This is a genomic window from Streptomyces sp. NPDC005483 (genome assembly GCF_040606035.1).
GTDB lineage: Bacteria > Actinomycetota > Actinomycetes > Streptomycetales > Streptomycetaceae > Streptomyces.
On sequence record NZ_JBEXEA010000036.1, the window covers coordinates 66,560 to 82,132 of the forward strand.

Below are 15,573 nucleotides of genomic sequence, written 5' to 3' on the forward strand. Positions count from 1 at the left end.
TCGGCCAGATGAGCTGCGTGTGGACCGGTGTCGGCGGGCCTTGTGCACCACATATGAAGATCGCGCTCTCAGGAGTACTTTACCGATATTTCTGACTCACCAGTATCAAGCTACTCCCGGTGCTGCGGAAGGTCGCCGTGCCTGAACTGCTGTGCGGGCGCGCGGGGTCACTCCCCGGGGTGAAACGGGCGCTGTTGAGGAACCTGATGCGGATGCGCAGAGTCCACACAGGTACATAGCGGGTCATGGTGCTGAGCGTCGGGTCACAAGAGGTTCCCTATTACCAGTGCCGCATTTCTGAGCGCGCACATGCCGGGAGCCTTGGAGCTATAGATTGTGTTCCCGTCCGTACGCGGCTCTCCCACGGGTCCAATGACCGGGACGGCGCGCGGACAGGCAATGTCGACCGGGAGATCGACTCAGGCTGTGCCTGGTGCGTCTGCATCGTGCCCGTTACCGACGGCTGAGGGGCCGTTCGGTGTGGCAGCGGTGACGCCCGCTGCTTCATGTTGGTGTGTATCAGTCAGGAGTTCCAGATGCCCGATCCTTTTTCCACGGCATCGGGCATGCCTGAGTCCGGCTCTGGCGTACCAGATATCCCGTCACAGAACGGCGCGCGCCCGAACGGGAGCCGTGCTTCAGGTCGGCGGCAGGCCGGACAGCGGTCTTCTGCTGGTAATGCAAATATCTATGATCGGAGAACCGGCACGGCAAATGACCGTTCGGATACTCCGCCTGCAAACGTTCTGGACTTTCTGGACCGTCTTTCCGAACGACTCCTCGCAAAAAACGACACGGCATGGCCCGCCGTGTTCCAGCTCGCATTCCTCGTGCTGCTGCCGTCGGCGTCGGTGATCGGCATCGTGATGGTCACCCACGCGGTCGGTGTCCCCGGCTGGGCGATCGCCACCGGCACCGTGACATCGGCCGGCGGCGCAGGTGCGATGACCGTGATCAGACGCCGCAGCGCCGGCCGCGCCGAGGCGAACGGCGGAACGGGAGGACAGCGAGGCGGCAGCCGTTCTAGCCGGCGCCGGGGATCGCACCGCCGCCGTTGACCGTCGTGCCCTGATGCCCGCCCCCGGCGCTCCAAAGGGCATCCTCCGCCGCAGGGCGCGGTCGGCGCAGCAGCCCCAGGGCTGCTCCCAGAAGGGTCGCCCCCACCTGGACGGCGAAAAACACTGGCGTGCGCACGGAACTGGGCACGGCGAAAGACGTCGCCGTCGCCACGGCGAGCCCGAAGACCGTACAGGCGGCAGTGAACATGGCGGACGACAGGGTCTGGCCGTCCCGGGAACGCGGACGCCGGTGTCCGCCGCTCGGGTGGTGCGCAGGGAAGCGGTGCGGAGGGAGCCCCTCCGTCTGGTCAGTTTCCTGTGCGGTCATCGCGGCCCCCACGGCATCGCCTCTCTTCACTTACCGTCACTGATTAGTTACCCATCATCCAGGGTCCAGGCGTGCCTCGCTGGATATCGCCGCATGCAACAACGCAACTTCTGTCCAATGGGTTATCCCGCACCCCATGCCGCGCCTGACCGTACTGCTAGCGCCGGAGCGCACGCCGAGGGCAGGCGGGGCGCTCGGGCGCCCAACGGGGCGTGTTGGTCATTACGCGCGCCCCCGGCGAGGGGCGCCCGGCTGCATGGAGGAGACCAAGAGGCGCCGTGAGGCGGTGGCTTGCGGAGGACGGTCGTGTCTCGATGCGCCATAAGGGCCTGCGGAAGACGGCGATTCGGATCGGATGGCCCGTTGCGGCAGCAGGCTGTGGGACCGTGGCTGACGGTCCCGTCGTTTACCCCCGTAGCGACGGGACCACCTGCGTCAGCGCGGCAGTCACGTTGACCGGAGTGTCCGGCCAGACGTCGAGGATGTCGCCGAGTTGGGACTGCTCTGCGAAGTCCGTTCGCGAGTGCCATATGTCAGCCCGTGACGGCATACGGAAAGCACGGGCTGGGTGAGGCGCTGCAGGATGTTCCTCGCCTGCCGGACCGCCGCGCGACGGGCCTGCCGCTCCTGGCGCGGCCCGTTCTTCACCTGGCGGGTGCTTGTCTTCCCGGCAGGCGCTGCGGCGGCGGGTGCGGGGAGCGGGCGGTTCGGCTTCTTGCGCTGTGGCCGGGCAAGTGCGGCAGCACCGACGCCGCGGCGCAGGCGCAGCAGCACGTCGGAGGCCTGCCGCATGAGTTCGTTCTCCTGGGCGGTGGCTCCCTCCCGGGTGGCTGCTTCGAGCCGGTCCAGACAGCGTTGCAGTGGCGTCACGCTTGCGCGGCCGGCCAGGGCCTCGCCCAGTGCTTTCACCAGCTCGGTGCGGTCCTCAGGCGTGTCCGGTACTGCCGTGGCCGACGTGGACGCGGTGGGAGGCTTCGCGGTGAAGTCGCGTGCGTGCACACCGATCGGCACGGTGTGGCTGCGCCGGCGCCGGATCTCCGTGGCTGCCCGAGTGGACAGCCCCTCAGGCGCCAGATGCACGAGACCGTGACGGCCAGGGCGTGGGCGAAGGCCCGCGAGTGGGAGCAGGTCCGTGCCCGGCAGGCGGCCGCAGCTCGGGCCCGGGCCGAAGCGGCGGCCGCGCGATCGGCCTCCGAAGTCCGGGCCGCGTCGGTGGCCCCGGTCGTGCTGCCTGCGCCCCGTCCGGCCGCCGTTCCCGCTGTGGATCCGGACGTTGTCGACGGCGGCCAGGGGCTGGTCCTCGAGGACCTGACCCGCGAGCAGGTCCTGGATTGGCGTACGCGCGCCGCCCACGATCGCCAGGCCGTGTTTGACCACATCGACCGGTACGGCGAGAGGTCGGCCAGGCGCCTGTTCACGAGTGCCTTCGTCGACTAGGTCACCCGGCTGTCCCGGCTTGCGCACCTGGATCTCGGCTATGCGCCATGGGAGCGGTCATGACGGGCGCGAGGCGGCCGCGGATCGGGCGTGCGACGTGGGGCGCCGACATCGGTGTGTCAGGAGCCATTCTGTGGCGGGACAACCCGAAGCCGCAGCAGTCGCGGTGGAGATGGAGCGCACGGCATGACCAGAAGGGGCTTTGGCTGGTGTCGCCGAGATCCACCCGGGCCCGCACGCGACATGGTGACGGCATTCCAGCACTGATCAACCTGACATTCAGAGGGGTGAGCCGGCAACCGCCAGAGTGTCCGCTGACGTCCTTCGGACATGACAGAGTCGCAGAGGCGTCGTCGAGCGGCGCGTGCACAATGGCGACGGTCGCTTCACCCATGCTGTTCTGGGGGTGTTACTGCCAGCCACGGTAGCTACTTACCGTTACCACCGAATGTGAGACAGGGCTGCTCGCTTTACAGATCCTCGCCACGTCAGGATGCACGTGGAACCAGCTTCCGCCAGGTTTCGGCCCGTCGGGCGTCACCGCGTTCCGCCGAGGTGGATATCGCCTGTATCGCGGCTGGGCGGCCAGTCCGAGGCTTTGTCGGCCGGGACGGGTCAAGGCAGTGGCGATTCGGCAGGCACCGATCGGTCGGGCCGGTCACCCGTGACCGCGGATTCGTCCGCGTACAGGTGCAACTGATCGCTCTCCAGCCGCACGAACGGATTGGTCCATGTCTCCGAGGCATCCGGGACCAATACGCGTGTCGTCCTCCGCCAGGCGTCGTGGATCACGAGCGAGAGAATCCTGTAGCCGAGCAGGCCGAGGGCGATCTGCTGCTCGGGATGGTCTTCCGGGCCCGCTGCCTGCAGCACGTAAAACCGATCGCCCACCCAGTACCCGGACTGATCCAGCCAGGCGTCCACCATCAGCCGAACGCCGTCCACCCACACGCCGACCTCGCCCGAGCGGTTCCGGTCGCTCATGTGCACGGCCCGGTGGCGGTCGTCGGCGGAGAATTCCACATGCAGTTCCAAATCGCTCCAGCAGTCCACGAAGGAACCGCAGGCACCTGGCACCGGACCCACACGATACGGAGCGGCACTGGCGGCGGAGAGACCGATGGGATCCTGGCCGCAGGTCTCCGGCTCCCGGCACGACCGGTCGATACGGAGACTGCAGCCCAGGCCCATCGCGGCGCAGTCCCGAGGCGAGGCCCGGGACAGCAGGTCGACAAGGCGCTCGCGGTACGGCATGTCGCCGATACGACTGCGTATGTCGCCGCCATCCCACCACGCGACCAGGTCGACCCCGACCCGCGAACGCCGCAACCACTCGCGCCAGCGCTCATCCCGGACATCCCACGGATGTGAGACAGCTTGCGAAGAGAACACATCCTCATGCGGTCCATCCCCGTCCCGGCGACGGCCTGCCTTCCTGCCAGGTCTCCAACGCACACTCGGCCTCCTTACGTCTTCCGGCACCATCCGACAACGGCAGGCCGAAGGGCTGGGGTGTGGGGTAGAGCCCCACGGGCCTTGACTCCGAATCCTGGACACGGGTTATGCGGCTGGTGTCAGCGTAGTTGATGTTGTTTCGGACGCTGTCTCGTAAGTGATTGGGCTGCGTTGTCCGAGGTGGGAGTGACGGCGTCGGGTGTTGTAACGGTTTAACAGGCCATTTCATTTGGGGAGTCTGCGGTAACAGATAAGGGCAGCTGCCAGCGCGGTGAAAGCCAGAAAATGGTCGGACTTGCGGTGCGACTCCCAAGGGGGGCGCAGTTCCAATCGCGTCGAGGCTGCGCTGCGCGAGGACCCGCCACTCTGCGCCGCGCGGGCTCGCACCGGTTTTCCCGGCCTGGACGCCGACTCCGCACAAGCCGTTACGTCTGTCGCCTCTCGAGCAGCTCGTTGAGGACCGACATCTTGTCGGGCCGTGCCTCCAGCAGGATGAGGCCGAGCACGGCAACCGGGTCGAGCGCGGGATCGCTGCGGGTGACGTATGTGTGGACAGTGCGGTCGGGCCGGGACGTCTCCCTGACATCAAGGATGGTTCGTTCTTCGGATGTTACGGAAAAGTGCAGCTTTCTGCGGAATCGAGCACGGCGGATGCGGTACTCCGCTTCCCACAGCAGCACGGTGTTCCCATGACGCTCTCCCACCGGCTGTCCATGCGCCGACAGCAGGGGCTGCCCCTCATTGAAGTCGACGACCAGACGGGGGTCGTCGCCGACTCGGTCCGTGCTGCCCAACACATGCTGACGACCAGGGCCGGCCTGCGCCGCGAACGCTCCGACGGGTTCACCGTCCAGTTGGAAGAACGAACTGACCATCCACATCATCGACTGGCCCGGTCGAAGCCCACCGCTCGTCGTCACCGGCGCCTCACCCATTTACCGAAAAAGCACATCGTCGTATCGCACATGGTCGCTGAGCCCCCATCGGCTGCTGGGACATGACATTCACCAACGGAGACGTGAGCATTCCCGACGCGGTTCTTGATGTTGCTGCTGTGCCTGGGAATGTAAATCTAACGGCGGATCCGACGATCATGGGAGAGACGTCAAGTCACTGACGCCGCCGTGGAGTTGGAGACCGTGGAGCCTGTCGAGAGTGCCCAGTTGGGGCAGCCTGAGCCCGTGTCCGACGAGCAGCTGGTCGCGTTGCTGGTGGAACGGGCCCGGTCGGAGGGACTGCAGCTGACCGGGCAGGGCGGGCTGCTGCAACAGCTGACCAAGCGGGTCCTGGAATCGGCCCTGGAAGGTGAGATCACCGATCACCTCGGCTATGAGAAACACGATGCCGGCGGCCGGGGCAGCGGCAATTCCCGCAACGGGAGCCGGGCCAAGACGGTGCTGACCGACGTCGGGCCGGTCGAGGTGAAAGTCCCGCGTGACACCTCGGGCACGTTCGAGCCGCAGATCGTCAAGAAGCGGCAGCGGCGGCTGACAGGGGTGGACGAGATGGTCCTGTCGCTCTCGGCGAAGGGCCTCACCCATGGGGGAGATCGCCGCTCACCTGGCCGAGGTCTACGGGGCGGAGGTCTCCAAGCAGACCATCTCCACCATCACCGACAAGGTCATGGACGGCATGGCGGATTCGTGGATGCCATCAACGTCAAGATCAGGGACGGGAAGGTCGCGAACCGTCCCATCTACGTGGTGATGGCGGTGACTGTGGACGGCACCCGCGACATCCTCGGCATCTGGGCCGGCGACGGCGGCGAGGGCGCGAAGTACTGGCTGCACGTGTTCACGGAGCTGAAGAACCGCGGCCTGGACGACGTGCTGATGCTGGTCTGCGACGGGCTCAAGGGCCTTCCCGATGCGGTGGAGGCCGTCGTCTGGCCTCGCACGATTGTCCAGACGTGTGTGGTTCACCTGCTGCGGAATTCGTTCCGTTACGCCGCCCGTCAGGACTGGGACAAGGTCGCAGGGGCCCTCAGGCCCGTCTACACCGCACCCGGCGAGGACGCAGCCACGGAACGCTTCCTGGAGTTCCAGGAAGCGTGGGGCCGGAAGTATCCGGCGATCGTGAAGCTGTGGTCGGACGCCTGGGCCGAGTTCGTGCCCTTCCTCTCTTTCGACGTCGAGATCCGCAAGGTCATCTGCAGCACGAACGCGATCGAAAGCGTCAACGCCCGTATCCGTAGGTCCGTCCGCGCCCGCGGGCACTTCCCCAACGAGGCCGCCGCCCTCAAGTGCATCTATATGGCGCTGATGAGCCTGGACCCAACGGGCAAGGGCCGCAGGCGGTGGACCATGCGCTGGAAAGCACCCCTGAACGCGTTCCAGATCGCCTTCGAGGGTCGCCTGACCCCGAGCAACAACTGACCACTCAACAACCAAGATCAGCCGTTAAATTGACACACCCGCGAGTTGCTCGAAGAACTCGCACCCCGGTGGGAAGCGGCCCGCGAGTCCGCGCTGTGTGAGCGACGTGGTGGCGCCCGGCGGCGCGCCGTGGGCGCGGGGCGCAAGCAGCGGCTGGTCTTCGCCGACCGGCTGCTGGCCACCCTGGTCTGCCTGCGCCTCGGGCTGCCGCACGCCGCCCTGGCCGAGCTGTTCGAAGTCGACCGCTCGACCATCTCCACCGCGATCCGGGAAGTCAGGCCCCTGCTCGCGGCCCGCGGCTTCGCCGTCCCCGACCGTCCGGGCCTGCGGATCCGCACCCTGGAGGACTTGTTCGCCTATGCCGGGGCCGAGGGCGTCGAGATCCGCATGGACGGCACGGAAGTCCAGGTCAGACGCCCACAGGCAGGGCGCCCTGGGCGCAAGGCGTTCGTCTCCGGCAAGAAAAAGCAGAACACCATCAAGACGACCACGTTCAGCGACCATCAGGGCCGCACACTGTTCTCGGGCGTGACCCGGCCGGGGCGGATGCACGCAGGGCGGCTTCAAGTTCCCGGTAGGAGTGGGCTGTCGGTGATGCCCCAGATCCAGACGGCGTGTTCGGGTGCGTCCCGGATCGCTCGGGTGGTCTTGGCGATGTTGTCCGCTCCCAGCAGCCGCAGCCTGCCGATTGCCAGGTTCCGCAAAGCGGCCATCACTCGCGGCGCGCTGCCGGTGTGGACGGTGGAGGCGTCCTCGGCGAACACCACATCTCTGACGTGATGGCTGGAATTTTCGATTCCCCAGTGCCCGCGCACGTATCCGCCCAACTCGGCGGGGCTGGCCTGGTGTGTATCGAGGCTGGTGACGGCGTAGACCGTCTCCCGGGTCTGCCGCTTGCCGCTCTCCTGGCGGCGTCGGTGGATGCGCAGGGCCAGTCGCGCTTCCGGAAAGGCGATCCCGCCCAGGTTCGCCGCGATGGCCATGGTCTTGACCGAGCGGGACTCCCGCCGGCCGTGTCCGGTCCCGGAAACGGTGTGCGCCACGGGCACCTGCTCCCACGGCAGTGCCTTGAGCTGGGCCGACGCGGTCGGCTGATTTCCCTTGATCACGGCGATGTAGTGGGCCTTCTTCTCCTGCACCAGCCAGCGCACCTGGTCCTTGACGCTGTGCAGGGCGTCGAAGGTGACCACGGTGCCGGCCAGGTCAAGTGGTTCCAGTAGCGGACGGAAGGCGGCCGTCTCGTTGGTCTTGGCTCCCACTTCCCGCTGGGCCAGGGTGACGGTGGGGGCGTGGGTGACGGCGGACAGCAGGTGCCGGTGGCGCTGGGCTCGGTGCGCGGAGCCAGACAGCGCCTTGCCGTCCACCGCGATCGCCGGCCGCGGCGCCGAGCCGGAGCCGACAGTGTGGTGGTCGCGTTCGGCCAGGTAGGTGCCGACCACGGTGTCCAGGGCATCGCCGTCGAGGGCGGCCAGGAGTCGGGTGAGGGTGGCATGGGACGGGGCGCGTCGACGCCCGGGCAGGTGCCGGCGGATGCCGAGTTGTTCCAGCACCGTGGTGGTGGCGCGCTGTCCCCACTCGGTGATCTCGGTGATGGTCCGGGCGCCGGAGGCGACTGCGCAGGCGCAGATCAGCAGCAACCCGGCCAGGGGATACCACCGCCCGCGACGCGAACGCGGGTCGGGTACGCGCTGGAGGTGGGCGGGCAGACGGCTGGTGTCGTGCTGGTGGAAGGGGCCCAGTTTCACCAGGACGGCAGGGATCGGGGAGGATGGAGCGGCAGGCACGGGACCTCGATGTGATCAGCTGGCGTAGACACCCTGATGATCACCGGTCTCGTGCCTGTGCTGTTGCCACGTCAACTCCCTCTGAGCGCAGACGATCTACGCGATTCCGGAACTTGCAACCGCCCTGCCGCCGCACGGGTTAAAGATCAAGTTAGGCCCTGTCGCAAAAGTCAACTTCGGAACGGCGGTTTCCGTCGTAGCGGTGGTTTGCCGTCCCGCCGCCGTTCTGCCCGGTGCGCCCCTAGGAGACTGGCGTGGGGCGGTCGGGGCGCCTCCGAACAGGGTGGGAGAGCGCATGGCCGACAGCAGGATCCTGGTCGCGGTACCGGAACACCCTCGAGGCGAGGGCGCCGGACCCCAGCAGTTGCGGATGATCCGGGACGCGATCGAGGCAGGTGGTTTCGAAGTCCGGTGGGCGGTCACGGCGGAGGACGCGGGCGCTGTACTGCGCACCGAGGCTGGTCTGGCTGCTGCGCTGGTGGCCTGGGACCTTCCCGGCGTCTCCGGTGACGGGCCCGGCGCCGCGCTAGCCGCGCCGTCCCGCTCTCTCGCCCGGCAGGACTGCACCCTCGACGGAACTCCGGGCGGCAGCGCCGTGTTGCGCCGGATCGGCCGCCGTTTCAGGGATCTGCCGGTCTTCTTGGTGATGTCCGGCGAGGGTGTGGGTGACCTGCCGCTGTGGGTGTCCGAGTCTGTCGTGGGCTACGTCTGGCCGCTGGAGGACACCCCGGTCTTCATCGCGGGCCGCATCACCACCGCCGCCCGCGCGTATCGAGAATCCGTGCTGCCGCCGTTCTTCCGGGCGCTGCGCCGCTTCGACGACGCCCACGAATTCTCCTGGCACACCCCGGCCCACTCCGGCGGTGTCGCCTTCCTCAAGTCGCCGGCGGGACGCGCCTTCCACGACTACTTCGGGGAGCGGCTGCTGCGCAGCGACCTGTCGATCTCGGTCGAGGAACTGGGCTCACTGTTCGAGCACACCGGCCCGATCGGTGAGGCGGAGCGCAACGCGGCCCGTGTGTTCGGCTCCGACCTGACCTACTTCGTGCTGCACGGCGACTCCACGTGCAACCGCCTGGTCGGCCATTTCAGTGTCACCCGCGACGAGATCGCGCTGGTGGACCGCAACTGCCACAAGTCCGTGCTGCAGGGCCTGGTCGTCTCGGGCGCCCGGCCCGTCTACCTCGTGCCCACCCGCAACGGCTACGGCCTGGCGGGACCGCTGCCCCCGGCCGAGATCGCCGCGGACGCGGTGACGGCCCGGATCGCCGCACACCCGCTCACCGAGCACGCGGTGTCCCCGCACCCGCAGTACGCGGTGTTCACCAACTCCACCTACGACGGCCTCAGTTACGATGCCGTAGCCACCGCTCGCGCGTTCGCCGCCAGCACGCCCCGGTTGCACTTCGACGAGGCGTGGTTCGCGTACGCCCGTTTCCACCCGCTCTACGCCGGCCGGTACGGCATGTCGGTGGACGAGGAGGCATTGCCCGGCCCGGACCGCCCGACCGTGTTCGCCACCCAGTCCACACACAAGCTGCTGGCGGCGCTGTCGCAGAGCGCGATGGTGCACGTGCGGCCCGCACCGCGGGCACCGGTGGAGCATGACCGGTTCAACGAGGCGCTGATGATGCACGGCACCACCTCACCCCTCTACCCCATGATCGCCTCGCTCGACGTGGCGACGGCGATGATGGACGGCCCGCAGGGCGAGTGGCTGATCGACGAGGCGGTAACCGAGGCGATCCGCTTCCGTCAGGAGATGGTGCGCCTGCGACGGCGGATCGAGAACGCCGGAGACCGGCCGCCGTGGTTCTTCGGGGTGTGGCAGCCGGACACGATCACCGATCCGGTGACCGGCGAACGGCTGTCGTTCGAGGAAGCTCCGCCGGAACTGCTGCGCACCGAGCAGTCCTGCTGGCTGCTGGAGCCCGGCGCCGACTGGCACGGTTTCCCCGGGCTGACCGAGGGCCACTGCATGTTGGACCCCGTCAAGGTCACACTGACCTGTCCGGGGATCAACGCCACGGGCGAGATGGCAGAGGAGGGCATCCCCGCCCGGGTGCTCACCGCCTATCTGGCCACCCGGAAGATTGTGGTGGAGAAGACCGACAGTTACACCACACTGATCCTGTTTTCCATGGGCATCACCAAGGGCAAGTGGGGCACGCTGCTGGACGCCCTGACGGATTTCAAGGCTCTCTACGACGCCGACGCACCACTGGAGCGCGTCCTGCCGGAGGCCGTCGCTGCGCATCCCCGCCGGTATGCGGGTCTGACCCTGCGCGGGCTCTGCCAGGAGATGCACGAGCAACTGCGCTCGGTGCGCCTGGTGGAGCTTTTGGATACGGCCTTCCAGCAGCTCCCGCAGCCCGTAGCGCCACCTCAGCACTGTTACCAGCGGCTGGTGCGAGGTGACACCGAACGGGTCCGGATCTCGGAGGCGGCCAGCCGGGTGGCGGCCGCCATGGTGACGGTCACCCCGCCCGGCATCCCGGTCCTGATGCCGGGCGAGTCCGTCGGCGCCCCCGACGGCCCGCTGCTGCGCTATCTCACCGCCCTGGAGTCCTTCGACCGCCGCTTCCCAGGCTTCCGCAGCGAGACCCACGGCGTGACCATCGACGAAGGCACGGGCGACTACCTGATCGAGTGCCTCATCCAGAGCGGGGCGGCAGCGGCCGATCATCCAGGTCGGGGCAGCGCCGTCCTCGATGGCACTGCCCCGACAGTTCTACCGGCGGTAGAATCCTCTCTATGAGCAAACCGACGAGCATCAAGACCAGCGAGGAAGTGCGCAACCGGCTGCGCATCCTCGCCAACGAACGCGGTACCACCATCACCGAGCTGCTGGAGGCGCTCGCCGCGCGCGAGCTCACGGAAGCCGAGCGGGAGCAGCGTGCTGTTGAGGCCGCCCGTGAGCTTGGTATTGAGTACACCGAGCAGATTCAGCAGGTCGGCCAGGATGCCTGGGCGAAGATCCGTGCCCATCAGGGCGGCGCCGCCGCATGAACCTAACGGCCGTCCTGGACCACACGGCTCTGGCCGCCCTGTACCGCGCGAACTCCTTCTTCACGGGCCTCTACATCGAGGCCTCGCGCGGCACTGGTCGTGTCATCATCCCCTCCCTCTCCGTGCTCGCTGCCGAGCTGCAGGTTGCGGGGGCAGGCAAGCATGCGGCATCTCTGCGGTTCGCGGAGAATGTTCCGTTCACTGCAGCGCACGCAATGGATGCGATGGACTGGGGAAACGTGGACTGGCCGGTGGCCCATGCTGCTGCGATCGCCTGGCACGCGGTGAAGGCGGGAGACTCGCTGACGGTCCTGTCGTTGGAACCTGAGTTGTACGCGGGTACCGGCATCACTCCGCTGAACCCCACTTGACCCGGGCGGGTGGCCTGGCGGGCGCTGTACTGGTACCTCACCTTCACCAACGGCCACGGAACGCCCTGGCTGCATCTGCACCAGTTCCGCACGCCGCGGGGCTGGGAGAACATGTTCTTGCCCAACGGCGCCGGGACCGTCGAGTGGCGCCTGGGCTGGGCGGCCGACGTTCCTCGCGGTTACTTCCTGCTCGTGATGCCGCTGCCCGGCCTGGAGGGCCTGGAGGTTCCCGTCGGGATCCTGACCAGTACCGTCATCGCCCGCATGGCCCAGGACAACGGTGTGAGCATCGCGGTTCGGCCCACGGACCGGGCCGTGGTGCGACGCGGCCAGCCCCTGGCCCGTATCGTCCTGCTGCACGCCGACTCCCTGCAGGCCAAAGGAGTCTACGAATCCGAAGCGGAGGCAGAGACCGCCGGTGCATGAACTGTCCCTTCATGAAGCCCGGGCCATCGCCGTCAGCGCCCAGGGCCTTCACCTTCCCGCCCCCAAGCCCGGCGCGCTGTCCACGCTGCGAGCCCTGGGCTGTATCCAGCTCGACACGATCAGCGTGGTGCGGCGCTCGCACGAACTGGTCCAGCTGGCCCGGGGAGTTGAGCCGGCAGCAGCCGCCCAGCTCACCGGTCACTCCGGCCCACCGATGCTGTTCGAGTACTGGGGGCATGCCGCCAGCCTGATCCCGATCGAGCTGTGGCCCCTGTTCGAATTCCGCCGCCGTGGCTACCGGACCCGCGGCTGGAGTGGGCCCCCGGTCGATGCCGCCGCCTGTGACCACGTCCGAACGGTCCTGGCCGAGCGCGGCGCGGTGACCGTCAGCGACGTCGGCGGCGCCCAGGGCAGCGGGTGGGAACGGCCCTCGGTGAACAAATGGGCCCTGGAGTGGCTGCTGGCCATCGGCGACGTCGCGTGCGTCCACCGGCGCGGCTGGCAGCGGGTCTACCAGCTGGCCGAGACCGTCATCCCGACGGAACTGCGCGAGCCGACTCTCAGCTCCGCCGAGTGCGCGAGGGCACTTGCCGCTGTGGCTCTGCGCGCCCTCGGTGTCGCCACCGCTGCTGACGTCGCGGACTACTTCCGCACCTGCCGGTCAAACAAGTCGCCCTGGTCATGGCCGAGTTGGATGAGGCCGAGCCTGCGCGCGTCGAGGGATGGCCGGAACCCGCATGGGTCTCCCGGCCTCGACTGCATACAACCGCGGTCATCAAGGACCTCACCACACCCCTGTCGCCGTTCGACTCGCTCATCTGGCACCGTCCGCGCATGCAGCGCCTGGCCGGTGCTCTCGGGAACTGAGATCACCGGACGCATCGCCGTACGCATCAGCAAGGGCCAAGCCCAGGTCGAGGGCTACCAGGTTGCCGACGGGCACGACCCCGAACGCCTGCAGAGCGCCCTGCAGACCCTCTGCGCGTGGGGCGGCGCCCGCGAGGTTCCCGTCTTCACCCCCCCCACATCCAGCCGACAGGAGCCGCCTCGTGAGCGAAACGGCCGCCCCCGGCTACCGTGCGGTACTCGCCGTGCCCCAGGCCAAGACCGTGCTCGGCCTGGGCGTCCTCACCCGCCTCGCCTCCGGCCTCATCCCCTTCGCCGTACTGATCTCCTTCACCCAACGGCACGGCATCGGCACCGCCGGCCTCGCCTCGGGCGCGCTGATGCTCGCCATCGCCCTGCCCGGCCCGGCCCGCGCCCGGTGGTGCGCGCAACGAGGCCCCTGGGCAATGTTCGCCATGGCCGCGGCGAGTGCGCTCCTGTTCGTCATCGCTGCCACGACCCTGGCGATGAGCGCCTGGCCGGTCCCCCTCGTCGTCACGGTCTCCGCGGGCGCCCTGCTGCCGCCGCTCGCCCCGATGCTCAGATCCCTGTGGTCCCGTCTGATCCCCGACAAGCAACTCCTGCAGGCCGCTCACGCCCTGGACTCGACTGTCGAAGAACTCACCTTCATCGCAGCCCCGCTCCTGGGCAGCGCGGCACTGGCCCTGGCCGACGCCCGATGGACACTGCTGGCCGGCGCCCTGCTCCTGCCGCTCGCCGCCGCCGGGCTCCACCGCGTCCTGCGCGGCCTGCCCACACTCGGCGCCGAGACGACCGCACCACCGACCACCGACACAGGCACTGCACCCGGCGGCCTGTCCCTCATCCGCTCCCGGGACGGACAGGGCATCGTGATCCCCATCATCACGCTGGGCCTGTGCGCGGGCGGTCTGAACGTCATCATCCCGGAAGCCTCCACCGCCTTCTCCAGCCTCGGCTCCTCCGGGTACGCGTTCGCCGCCTTCTCCCTCGGCAGCCTCGTCGGCGGCCTCGTCTACGGCCGACGCTGCCCTTGCCGAATATCTCATCCGCCCTGTTGGGAGCCGGTGTGCGGGGGTCTGGGTCGCGGGCGCTCGGATGGGTCCTCTCGCTCGGTTGGTGATCGCCCCGGCATGATGGTCAACCGTGCTGTTGCGACTGGCTTACCTGACCGTGGCGAACGCGTTCGCCGTGCTGCGCCTGTTGCCGATGAGCGACCCGGCCAAGGACACGGAGATCCTCGCTCTGCGCCATCAGATCACGGTGCTGGAGCGCCAACTCGGCAACGCCAGGGTGCGGTTCTCCCGGAGCGATCGTGCGTTCTTGGCGGCGTTGCTGCACCCCCTGCCGTCGGAGGTGCTGCGCAGGGTTCGGTTGCTGGTCCGTCCGGACACGGTGCTGCGCTGGCACCGCGATCTGGTCGCACGCCGCCACGCTGCCCGGTCCCGGCCCAAGCGCCCGGGAAGGCCGCGGACGGTGCGTTCCATCCGGCTCTTGGTGTTGCGGCTTGCCCGGGAGAACCCCGGTTGGGGATATCGCCGCATCCACGGCGAGCTGCTCGTTCTCCAGATCAAGGTGGCCGCCTCCACCGTCTGGGAGATTCTCCAGGAGGCCGGGATCGATCCGGCACCCGAGCGCGCTACGAGCACGTGGGCAAACTTCCTGCGCTCCCAGGCCGACGCCCTGCTGGCGTGCGACTTCCTGGAGACGGTCACCTTGTCCGGGGCGCGGATGTATGTGTTCGCGGTGATCGAGCACGCCAGCCGGCGCATCCGGATCCTCGGCGCCACCGCGCACCCCACCGCCCCGTGGGTGACGCAGGCCGCGAAGAACCTCGTCATGGACCTGGAGGACGCGGGCTGCCGGGTCAGGTTCCTGATCCGGGACCGGGACGGGAAGTTCCCCGCCCTGTTCGACGCAGTCCTCAACGATGCGGGGATCGAGGTGGTGCTCAGCGGCGTCCGGATGCCGCGCATGAACTCGATCATAGAACGGTGGGTGCAGACCTGCCGGCGCGAGCTGCTGGACCGCACCCTGATCTGGAACCAGCGCCACCTGCTCCACGCACTACGGGAATTCGAAGACTTCTACAACTCCCACCGGCCCCATCAGGGCATCGCCAACGCCCGCCCGCTGCACCCGTTGCCGGTTCTGGTCACCGATCCGGAGCAGATCACCCGCCTCGACATACGACGACGCGAACGACTCGGCGGCATCCTCCACGAGTACCAACATGCCGTCTGAGCTGGTCGGATGAGGTTTTCGGCAGGGGCAGCGTCGACGCCGGACGGGTAGAAGCGTTCGAAGCCTCTGGTGGAGACGGTTCTCTTGGTCGAAAACCCATAAACCAGGGGCTTCATCTGCTTGTTAGCCTCGATCTTTCGTGATGGGCCGCCGACGGAGTCGGGGGCCCATTTCGTTGTCGGTGGCTGAGGCGGGGCAGGTTGAGGGCCCGGGTGTCGTCTC

General features: G+C 68.1%; 12 protein-coding genes and 2 pseudogenes. 10 read left to right on the forward strand and 4 right to left on the reverse strand.

Annotation, left to right across the window (positions count from 1 at the left end; all coding sequences use genetic code 11):
* Positions 1–536 precede the first annotated feature (536 nt).
* Entirely contained in the window at positions 537–1,058 is a 522-nt protein-coding gene (locus tag ABZT06_RS41595; protein WP_355753070.1) for a hypothetical protein, read from the forward strand.
* 775 nt (positions 1,059–1,833) lie between these two features.
* On the opposite strand, the gene ABZT06_RS41600 is transcribed toward ABZT06_RS41595, so the two are convergent.
* Positions 1,834–2,466: a hypothetical protein gene (locus ABZT06_RS41600; RefSeq protein ID WP_355753072.1), complete on the reverse strand. Its 633-nt coding sequence runs from the start codon at positions 2,464–2,466 to the stop codon at positions 1,834–1,836.
* Here ABZT06_RS41600 and ABZT06_RS41605 point away from each other — a divergent pair.
* Together ABZT06_RS41605 and ABZT06_RS41610 are read left to right on the forward strand one after the other, a co-directional pair.
* Entirely contained in the window at positions 2,461–2,823 is a 363-nt protein-coding gene (locus tag ABZT06_RS41605) for a hypothetical protein (RefSeq protein ID WP_355753073.1), read from the forward strand. The two genes, ABZT06_RS41600 and ABZT06_RS41605, sit on opposite strands and share 6 nt — an antisense overlap.
* 461 nt (positions 2,824–3,284) lie before the next feature.
* Positions 3,285–3,377: pseudogene (locus ABZT06_RS41610) on the forward strand (IS5/IS1182 family transposase); the annotation flags it as partial.
* A 61-nt stretch (positions 3,378–3,438) separates the two neighbouring features.
* Here the strand turns inward: ABZT06_RS41610 and ABZT06_RS41615 are convergent.
* On the reverse strand, positions 3,439–4,215 hold the full coding sequence (locus tag ABZT06_RS41615) for a hypothetical protein (protein WP_355753075.1): 777 nt from the start codon (positions 4,213–4,215) through the stop codon (positions 3,439–3,441).
* A 488-nt stretch (positions 4,216–4,703) separates the two neighbouring features.
* The gene (locus tag ABZT06_RS41620) at positions 4,704–5,213 is read right to left on the reverse strand and encodes a hypothetical protein (protein WP_355753077.1); all 510 of its coding nucleotides are present in this window, start codon (positions 5,211–5,213) and stop codon (positions 4,704–4,706) included.
* A gap of 246 nt (positions 5,214–5,459) precedes the next feature.
* Here ABZT06_RS41620 and ABZT06_RS41625 point away from each other — a divergent pair, with 246 nt between their 5' ends.
* Complete coding sequence (locus tag ABZT06_RS41625; RefSeq protein WP_355753079.1) at positions 5,460–6,653, forward strand: IS256 family transposase; 1,194 nt, start codon at positions 5,460–5,462, stop codon at positions 6,651–6,653.
* Positions 6,654–6,698: 45 nt separating this feature from the next.
* Positions 6,699–7,205: pseudogene (locus tag ABZT06_RS41630) on the forward strand (transposase family protein); the annotation flags it as partial.
* Between the two features lie 11 nt (positions 7,206–7,216).
* Here the strand turns inward: ABZT06_RS41630 and ABZT06_RS41635 are convergent.
* Positions 7,217–8,437, reverse strand: coding sequence for an ISAs1 family transposase (locus tag ABZT06_RS41635; protein ID WP_355753081.1), 1,221 nt, complete (start codon positions 8,435–8,437; stop codon positions 7,217–7,219).
* A 295-nt stretch (positions 8,438–8,732) separates the two neighbouring features.
* On the opposite strand from ABZT06_RS41635, the gene ABZT06_RS41640 reads away from it, so the two are divergent.
* The 5 genes from ABZT06_RS41640 (at position 8,733) to ABZT06_RS41660 (ending at position 15,351) form a co-directional block, all read left to right on the forward strand.
* Positions 8,733–11,195: an Orn/Lys/Arg decarboxylase N-terminal domain-containing protein gene (locus ABZT06_RS41640; RefSeq protein ID WP_355753083.1), complete on the forward strand. Its 2,463-nt coding sequence runs from the start codon at positions 8,733–8,735 to the stop codon at positions 11,193–11,195.
* A complete protein-coding gene (locus ABZT06_RS41645; protein WP_355753085.1) occupies positions 11,192–11,446 on the forward strand; it encodes a hypothetical protein in 255 nt (84 codons plus the stop codon). The genes ABZT06_RS41640 and ABZT06_RS41645 overlap by 4 nt, the downstream gene beginning before the upstream one ends.
* Positions 11,443–11,817 carry a PIN domain-containing protein gene (locus ABZT06_RS41650; protein WP_355753087.1) on the forward strand — a complete coding sequence of 125 codons (375 nt, stop codon included), beginning with the start codon at positions 11,443–11,445 and terminating at the stop codon, positions 11,815–11,817. The genes ABZT06_RS41645 and ABZT06_RS41650 overlap by 4 nt, the downstream gene beginning before the upstream one ends.
* A gap of 9 nt (positions 11,818–11,826) precedes the next feature.
* Positions 11,827–12,243, forward strand: coding sequence for a hypothetical protein (locus ABZT06_RS41655; RefSeq protein ID WP_355753089.1), 417 nt, complete (start codon positions 11,827–11,829; stop codon positions 12,241–12,243).
* A gap of 2,010 nt (positions 12,244–14,253) precedes the next feature.
* Entirely contained in the window at positions 14,254–15,351 is a 1,098-nt protein-coding gene (locus tag ABZT06_RS41660; protein WP_355753090.1) for an integrase core domain-containing protein, read from the forward strand.
* Positions 15,352–15,573 lie beyond the last annotated feature (222 nt).

Coding starts and splice junctions, on each gene's coding strand:
- ABZT06_RS41605 (WP_355753073.1), top strand. CDS start 2,461: ATGCACGAGACCGTGACGGCCAGGGCGTGGGCGAAGGCCCGCGAGTGG.
- ABZT06_RS41645 (WP_355753085.1), top strand. CDS start 11,192: ATGAGCAAACCGACGAGCATCAAGACCAGCGAGGAAGTGCGCAACCGG.
- ABZT06_RS41595 (WP_355753070.1), top strand. CDS start 537: ATGCCCGATCCTTTTTCCACGGCATCGGGCATGCCTGAGTCCGGCTCT.
- ABZT06_RS41640 (WP_355753083.1), top strand. CDS start 8,733: ATGGCCGACAGCAGGATCCTGGTCGCGGTACCGGAACACCCTCGAGGC.
- ABZT06_RS41650 (WP_355753087.1), top strand. CDS start 11,443: ATGAACCTAACGGCCGTCCTGGACCACACGGCTCTGGCCGCCCTGTAC.
- ABZT06_RS41620 (WP_355753077.1), bottom strand. CDS start 5,213: ATGGGTGAGGCGCCGGTGACGACGAGCGGTGGGCTTCGACCGGGCCAG.